We start from the raw sequence: 7,368 nt of genomic DNA on the forward strand, positions 1-7,368 counted from the left end.
GGCGCGCCGCGGGGTCCGTGCGGGGGTCGGCCCGCGCTGACCGCCGCCGGTCCATCCCCCCCCCCATGGGGGCCGAGCCCGGGGCCCCCGCCGGGGGCTCGGCAGTGTGCGCATTCGGGGGGTGGCGGGGCGCCCGACTCAGACGAATCCTTCGGCGATCAGCTCGATCCCCTGGGCGGTGATGCGGTGGCGTCGGCCCGAGCCGCCGACGACGCGGCTGGAGCTCTCGGTGAGGAGGCTGTCGCCGTCCAGCCGGTAGCCGAAACCGCCGTACATGCCGGGGACGGGGAAGTACATGCTCGGCTCGGGGAGTTCGGTCAGGACGGACAGCGTCGGCAGCCTCAGACGGTGCCGGTCGGCGAGGCCGTGGCTGTCCGCCCGGATCAGCGTGTGGAACCGGCTTTCCAACGCGGTCAGTGTCGCAGACGGCAGCGGGTGGCGCACCACGGGCTGGAGCAGGGCCGACATGCCCTTGTGGCCACGGGACATTGCGATGTCGATGGCCCGCCGGCCGTCCGCGGCCGGCAGGGTGCGCCAGGCGCCGCATCCGACGAGTACGGCCGCAGCGTCCTGCGCGCCGTGCCAAGCCGCCTGGTGCAGCACGGTGAACCCGCTGGGTCCGTCCACGCGGGCGGCGTTGACCCAGTCGGGGTTCTGCGCGAGCTGGTCGAACACCCGCGGCCAGTCGCCGTCGCGGGCCGCGTTCGCCAGCAGGTCCCGCTGGGTCATGACGTCCTGGGGATACACATCGCGGGTGGTGACGCCGTCCCACCGCGTGCGCTCTGCCTTCTCCATGGCCCCGATCCTAGGAAGTCCGCCGCTGCGGTCGGCGGCGGGGTGGCCCGGATGCCTTGACATCACATGATCCCCCGAACACCTTTTCTGACTCAGCATCAGACGTGCTGGAGTCCCTTCGCCACCTCCCACTCCGCTGGAGCCTGCCCATGTCCGCAAGCGCTTCCCGCACTTCACCCCCGGCCGCCCTCCCGTCCAGACGTACGGTCCTCGCCGGTACCGGGGCCGGCGTGCTCGCCGCCACCGTGCTGCCGCCGTCCGCTGCGGCTCGGGCCGACGGCGCCCAGGACGGGCCCCCGCTCGGCGAGTACGACGTCGTCGTGGTCGGTTCCGGGGCCGCCGGGATGACCGCCGCGCTCACCGCCGCCCGGAGGGGGTTGAGCGTGCTGGTGATCGAGAAGGCCCCCACCTTCGGCGGATCGGCCGCACGTTCCGGGGCCGGTATCTGGCTGCCGAACAATGCGGTGATCCTGGGCGCGGGCGTGCCGGACACCCCGCAGAAGGCCTCGACGTACCTCGCGGCCGTCGTCGGGCCGGAGGTTCCGGCCGACCGCCAGGCCGCGTTCCTCGCCCACGGGCCCAGGATGCTGGATTTCGTGATGGCCAACAGCCCGCTCGGGTTCCGCTTCATGGAGGGGTACAGCGACTACTACCCGGATCTGCCGGGCGGGCTGCCGAACGGCCGGTCCATCGAGCCGGACCAGATCGACGGCCGTCTCCTGGGCGTCGAACTGGCCCGCCTGAACCCTGCGTACATGCCGGTGCCGGCCGGGATGGTGGTCTTCAGCCAGGACTACAAGTGGCTGAACCTCGCGGCGGTCAGCGCCAAGGGTCTGGCCGTGTCCACCGAGTGCCTGGCGCGCGGGACGAAGGCGGCGCTGCGCGGGGAGAAGCCGCTGACGATGGGCCAGGCTCTTGCGGCCGGGCTGCGCGTCGGACTGCAGCGGGCGGGGGTGCCGGTGTGGCTGAACAGCCCGCTGGTCGAGCTGGTCCAGGAAGGCGGCGCGGTGACCGGGGTGGTGGTGGAGAAGGAGGGCGTACGGGGCACCGTGCGGGCCCGGCGCGGGGTGATCGTCGGCTCGGGCGGTTTCGAGCACAACGCGGCGATGCGGGCGCAGTACCAGCAGCAGCCGATCGGCACCCAGTGGTCGGTCGGCGCGAAGGAGAACACCGGCGACGGCATCCGGGCGGGGCAGCGGGCCGGGGCGGCGCTGGCCCTGATGGACGACGCATGGTGGGGTCCCTCGATCCCTCTGCCGGGGGAGCCGTACTTCTGCCTCGCCGAGCGGACCCTGCCGGGCGGACTGATCGTGAACGCGAACGGCGCGCGGTTCGTCAACGAGGCGGCGCCGTACAGCGATGTGGTGCACGTGATGTACGAGAAGGACCGCAGCGCGATCGGCTCGCACATCCCGGCGTGGCTGATCGTGGATCAGAACTACCGCAACAAGTACCTGTTCAAGGACATCCTGCCGACGCTTCCCTTCCCGGATGCGTGGTACCAGGCGGGCGCGGCGAAGAAGGCGTGGACGTGGGACGCCCTGGCCGGCCAGATCGGGTTGCCGGCCGGCGCGCTGCGGGCGACGCTGGGCCGGTTCAACGCGCAGGCGTGGAGCGGGACCGACTCCGACTTCCACCGGGGCGACACGGCGTACGACCACTACTACACGGACCCGAACGTGCACCCGAACTCGTGCCTGGCGCCGATCTGGGCCCCGCCGTTCTACGCATTCAAGATCGTCCCGGGGGACCTCGGCACGAAGGGCGGCATCGTGACGGACGCACGGGCCCGCGCCCTGCGCGAGGACGGCTCCGTGATCAGCGGCCTGTACGCGGCGGGCAACGCCAGCGCCGCGGTGATGGGCCGCAGCTACGCGGGGGCCGGATCGACGATCGGCCCCGCGATGACATTCGGCTATGTGGCGGCGAACGACATCGCGGACGCGTGATCGAGCGGCCGGCGCCCGGGGCGTTACGCCCCGGGGCGTGGCTTTCTTCCTAGCCTTGCTGGAAGAGCTCGGCGGGGAGCGGCTTCAAGAGGGCGTAGAGGTCATCGGTGATCGGACGGTCCCAGCTGGCGATGGTGACCAGCACGTTGTCGCTGCGGTCGAACTGGACGCAGGAGATGCGGGACTCCGACAGCTTGATCTTCCGGACGATGAGGAGGTTGTCGCCCTGCATGACGGGGCAGTCCTCGACGCCGGTGACCTCGACGTCCTCGTCGTTCTCCAGCGCGTCGAGGAGCTGGGCCACCTCGAAGGGGACCTGGCCGTCGGTGAGGTCCCGGGCCGGGGACCCCTCGGGAAGGTTCCCGATGATCATCGCGGGGCCGCGTCCGCCGAACAGGTCGTAGCGGAGGAAGACACCCTGGCAGCTGCCGTCGGGCGCGGGCAGCAGCCCGGCCCCGAGATTGCCCGGCCAGTCCCCCGGGTCCATGGCCAGGACGTCGAAGTCCGGGCCGGCGGGTGTGGCGGCGCGGTGGCGGCGGAGGAAGGACATGCCGCCATGGTACGTGGCCGCACGGGTTTTCCGGCCCGGGGGCCCGCATCCCGGCGACTGCCCGGGCCGGGCTCGCCGGTCCGGGCGGACGGCCGCACCGGTCAGACCGGTGGGACCAGGGTGAAGTAGTACGGGAGGAGGGCGGCGCCGCCCGTGGCCCGCAGACCGGCGGCCGGGAGCCGCTGCCAGAGGAAGAGGGCGAGGTCGGAGGCCGGGCCCTCGATCTCGACGTCCACGGCGGCGGCGGAGCCGGGCTCGAGCAGGACCTGCTCCGGCGTGAAGACCACCGTCCAGGATTCCGGCCCGTCCGTACGCCGGAAGCGGTAACGCTCCCCCCGCCCGGCGGGGGCGGCCTGCCAGGAGCGGCGTGCCGGGGCCATCACCTCGAAGGTCTGGGTGACGGCGTCCGCCGCGACGACCGGGTCGAGCGGGGCCCGCGTCCCCGTCGCGGATCGGCGTCCCAGCGGTGGACGGCCAGCTCGATCAGCTGCATCCGCAGCCGGAAGCCCGAGGTCTGCTCGTCCGACCAGGTCCACACCCGGGTGTCCTCTCTCCCTCTCCGGAAGAGGGAGATCCGATGGAGGTGATCCATAAGGTGACCCTGCCCGCCGGACGACGGAATCTGCCACCTTGCGCTACGGGCGAACGCCTCCGGCACGGCCGGCGGACGGGCAGGCGCGAGGTAGGGCGGAAAGACGGACGGGCGGAAAGACGGAGGGGCGGGAACCGGAGCACTGAGCACGACATGGCCCGCTTCCCGCACCGGGGGCCGGCATCCCGCCGCCCCCGTCCTGGTCGACGGCCTGACCGGCGGGCACGCCGAGAACCGGCACCGGCCCCGACCGCCTACGGCACGTAGGTCTCCAGTACGGCCGGGAGCCCCGGGATGTTGGTGCCGAGCTTGCGGCAGGCCGCGGACAGGGCCCAGTCCGGACCCTGTTCCCGCCTGCCGGAGCCGTCGGAGACGGCCTCGCCCGCCGCCCGCCGCGCCGCCAGGAGCTCCTCCTCCGTGAGGCCGTCCTTCCATTCCGTCCCGCACGGAAGGCCGGCGCCCAGCCCCAGCAGGGTGTCGGTCGTCTCGGCCACCAGCCCGTCGGCCCCGCATTCCCCGGCCGTCACCACGGCCCGTTCCAGCAGGTCCGCGTCCCGCAGCTCCGTGCCCAGCCCGGCCAGCGCGCGGGCCAGTTCGTATCCCGCCGGGGACTGCGACAGCACGCTCACCGCCTCCCGCAGCAGCACGGCCCGGTCCTGCGGCTCCGCGACCTCGGCCGCCACCCGCAGGGCCTGTCCGATGCCCGAGGGGGCACCGAAGGTACGGGCCCGCTTGACGGCGTCGTCGGCCAGTGCGCGCGCCCGCTGCGGATCGTCCCCGGCCACGGCCCGGGCCAGGAGCAGCTGCCACGGGCACCACGCCGGGTTCTGGATGCCGCGCGGGGTCAGCCGCCGGTCGACCTCCTCCAGTTCGGCGACGGCCGCCCGCACCTCGCCGCGGGCGAGCAGCAGTTGGGCGTACACGGTCTGGGAGTCGGGGAAGACCACGGCTGCCGGGAAGGGCCTGCCGTACTCGTGCTCCCGCCCCAGTTCCCAGGCCTCGTCGACCCGGCCCCGCGCGAGCAGCGTGGTGAGGAGGATCGCTATGGCGTACCAGTGCACGGGGGTGCGCCGGCCCACGCGTTCGGCGAGCCGCAGCCCGGCCCGTGCCAGTTCCTCGGCCTCCACGAGCCGCCCGCGCCGGTAGCGGATGTAGGCGCGCAGGCTGTACGCGAAGGACAGGTGCGCCCCGCGCCATCCCATCCGCTCGAACTCGGCGGTGCCCGTCTCGAACAGCTCCTCCGCCCGTCCCGGGCGGTCGGCGTACATGTAGACCATCGCCACCAGTACCGGCACCTCGAAGCCGCGGTCCTCGTGGGCCCAGCTGAAGGGTCGCTCCAGCACCCGCCCGGCGTGGTGCAGCACCACGTCCACCGGCTCGCCGCGCAGGCAGGCGTCCCAGGCGCGCAGCGCGATCACGTAGCGCTCGGTGAGGTCGCGCCCGGTCAGGCGGTCGGCGAGGCGGGCGAGGCGCCGGGAGCGGGCCGGGGAGTCGGTCTCGGCGGCGTTGAAGGCGTCCCACATGAACTGCTCGGACTGCAGGTGCAGTCGGGCGCGGACGTCGGGAGTCTGCGCGATCTCGCGGGCGAGGGATTCCGAGGCCTCGGCGAGGCGGTCGCTGTGCGCGAGGACCTGGGCGAGCCGGATGACGATGCCCTGGCGCAGAGTGGGGTCGTCGGAGGGTTCGGCGAGGGCGGCCCGCAGGTGGTTGACGGTGTTGGCGGGCTCGGTGAGCAGGGAGGCGCAGCCCAGTTCGTACAGGACGGCGGCCCGTTCGTCGAAGTCCGGGGGTTCGAGCAGGGCGCGGGCGAGCTGGCGGCGGGCGGCCTCGGGGGCGCCGGCCCGGAGGTTCTCGCCGGCGGCCTCGCGCAGGATGCGCACCACCCAGGGGTCGTTCTCGGGGTGGGTCTCGAGCAGGTGGCGGGCGGCGGCGGAGGGGCCGAGTCCGGCGTCGACGACGGCCGCCGCGGCCTTGCCGTGGAGGGCGACCCGCAGCGCGTCGGGGATGGCGCGGTAGATGGCGGTGGCGATGAGCGGGTGGACGAACTCCAGCCCGGTCTCGGGTTCCTGCGCCGTCTCGGGTTCCTGCGTCGTGGAGGGCCCGGCGGCCGACAGGATGCGGGCGTCCCGCAGCCGCCGGGTGGCGTCCACGGCCTCCTCGGCGCCGAGGGCGGCGACCCGCGCCGCGATGTCCTGGGGGATGGCGGTGCCGAGGACGGCGCAGGCCCAGGCGAAGCGGACGGTGGAGGGGCCGTGGCGTTCGAGGCGGGCGACGAGGCCGCTGCCGCGCTGGGCGGCGGCCAGGTCGCGCAGCAGCGGGGCGTTGGCCTCGACCGGGGACAGCCCCTTCTCCCGCACCTTGGCGGTGAGTTCGACGGCCTCGAAGGGGTTGCCGGTGGTGACGGCCCACGCCTCCCGGCAGAAGGCGTCCTCGGCGTGGTGGCCGAGGGCCTCGCGGACCAGGGCGGCGACGGCGGCCGGGGTGAGCGGTGCGAGGGGCAGGGGGCGCTGTCCCGCCCGACCCGGCAGCGTACGGAAGGCGTCGGCGTCCGTGGGCAGTTCGTCGGGGCGGTAGGCGACGACGAGGAGCAGGGGGAGGTGTTCGGCGCGCGGGGCGAAGGCGGCGAGCCAGCCGAGGGACTCGGGGTCGGCCCAGTGCGCGTCGTCGAGGACGAGCGCGACGGGGGCGCGCTTGACGACGAGGTGGGTCAGGACCCAGTCGAGTCCGTCGCGCAGGCCCTGGGGGTCGGGCGGGGCGCCCTGCTCGGGGGCGCAGAGTCCGAGGGCGGGGCCGACGATGGAGTACCAGCTCCCGAGGGCGGCGCGCAGTTCCTGCTCGGAGGTGCCGGCGAGCTGGGGCTGGATGAGCTGGCGGGCGACGTGGAAGGGCTGGCTCTGCTCCTGTTCGCCGCCGCGGGCGGCGAGGACGGTGCAGGAGCGGGCGTGGGCCCGGCGGCGCAGCTCGGCGAGCAGGGTGGTCTTGCCGAGACCGGCCGGGCCGGAGAAGGCGAGCAGCGCGCCGCCGGAGTCCGGCCCGGGACCGGTGAGCTGGTCCAGGGCCTCGTCGACGATGGCGAGTTCGGTCTCGCGTTCGACCATGGTGCGCCGTATGCGGGTCCGGCGGTCCGTCATGGCTGGTACCCCCCAGGCCTGTTCGGGAGATCAGCGTACGCCCGCGCACTTCGCGAGGTGTCCCACTGTCGGGAAAGAATCCGATCTTCTTTTCCGGTGTCCCTTCCGATGCCCTTCCAGTGCCTTTCCGGTGCCCTTCCGGTCTCTTCTCCGGTCTCTTCTCCGGTCTCTTCTCCGGTGCCGCGTCCGGCGTCCTCGCCGGGCGTGTCAGTCCCGTGCGGACCCCGTGCAGCGAGGTCCTCCAGGAGGCCATGGCCGCGGCGGGCCGGTCGGGTGTTCACGCCGGTCACGTCGGACCGCCGCGGGCGGATCCCAGGGGCGCCGGCGGCCACCGGGGCGGGGGTTCCGGGC

At 73.8% G+C, this 7,368-nt stretch carries 5 protein-coding genes; 1 reads left to right on the forward strand and 4 read right to left on the reverse strand.

All coding sequences use genetic code 11. From position 1 onward, the window contains the following. Positions 1 to 138 precede the first annotated feature (138 nt). A complete protein-coding gene (locus tag ACWGIF_RS37395) occupies positions 139 to 795 on the reverse strand; it encodes an ankyrin repeat domain-containing protein (protein WP_453504263.1) in 657 nt (218 codons plus the stop codon). A gap of 149 nt (positions 796 to 944) precedes the next feature. Here ACWGIF_RS37395 and kstD point away from each other — a divergent pair, with 149 nt between their 5' ends. Next, the gene (kstD, locus tag ACWGIF_RS37400) at positions 945 to 2,744 is read left to right on the forward strand and encodes a 3-oxosteroid 1-dehydrogenase (RefSeq protein ID WP_453504265.1); all 1,800 of its coding nucleotides are present in this window, start codon (positions 945 to 947) and stop codon (positions 2,742 to 2,744) included. A gap of 49 nt (positions 2,745 to 2,793) precedes the next feature. Here kstD and ACWGIF_RS37405 read toward each other — a convergent pair whose 3' ends face one another. The 3 genes from ACWGIF_RS37405 to ACWGIF_RS37415 all read right to left on the reverse strand — a co-directional run bounded on the left by ACWGIF_RS37405 (position 2,794) and on the right by ACWGIF_RS37415 (position 7,017). Then, on the reverse strand, positions 2,794 to 3,294 hold the full coding sequence (locus tag ACWGIF_RS37405; RefSeq protein ID WP_030030746.1) for a hypothetical protein: 501 nt from the start codon (positions 3,292 to 3,294) through the stop codon (positions 2,794 to 2,796). A gap of 101 nt (positions 3,295 to 3,395) precedes the next feature. Continuing rightward, positions 3,396 to 3,923: a hypothetical protein gene (locus ACWGIF_RS37410; protein ID WP_453504267.1), complete on the reverse strand. Its 528-nt coding sequence runs from the start codon at positions 3,921 to 3,923 to the stop codon at positions 3,396 to 3,398. A gap of 217 nt (positions 3,924 to 4,140) precedes the next feature. Then, complete coding sequence (locus tag ACWGIF_RS37415; protein WP_453504269.1) at positions 4,141 to 7,017, reverse strand: ATP-binding protein; 2,877 nt, start codon at positions 7,015 to 7,017, stop codon at positions 4,141 to 4,143. Positions 7,018 to 7,368 lie beyond the last annotated feature (351 nt).

The sequence above is a fragment of the Streptomyces sp. NPDC054849 genome (assembly GCF_053610945.1).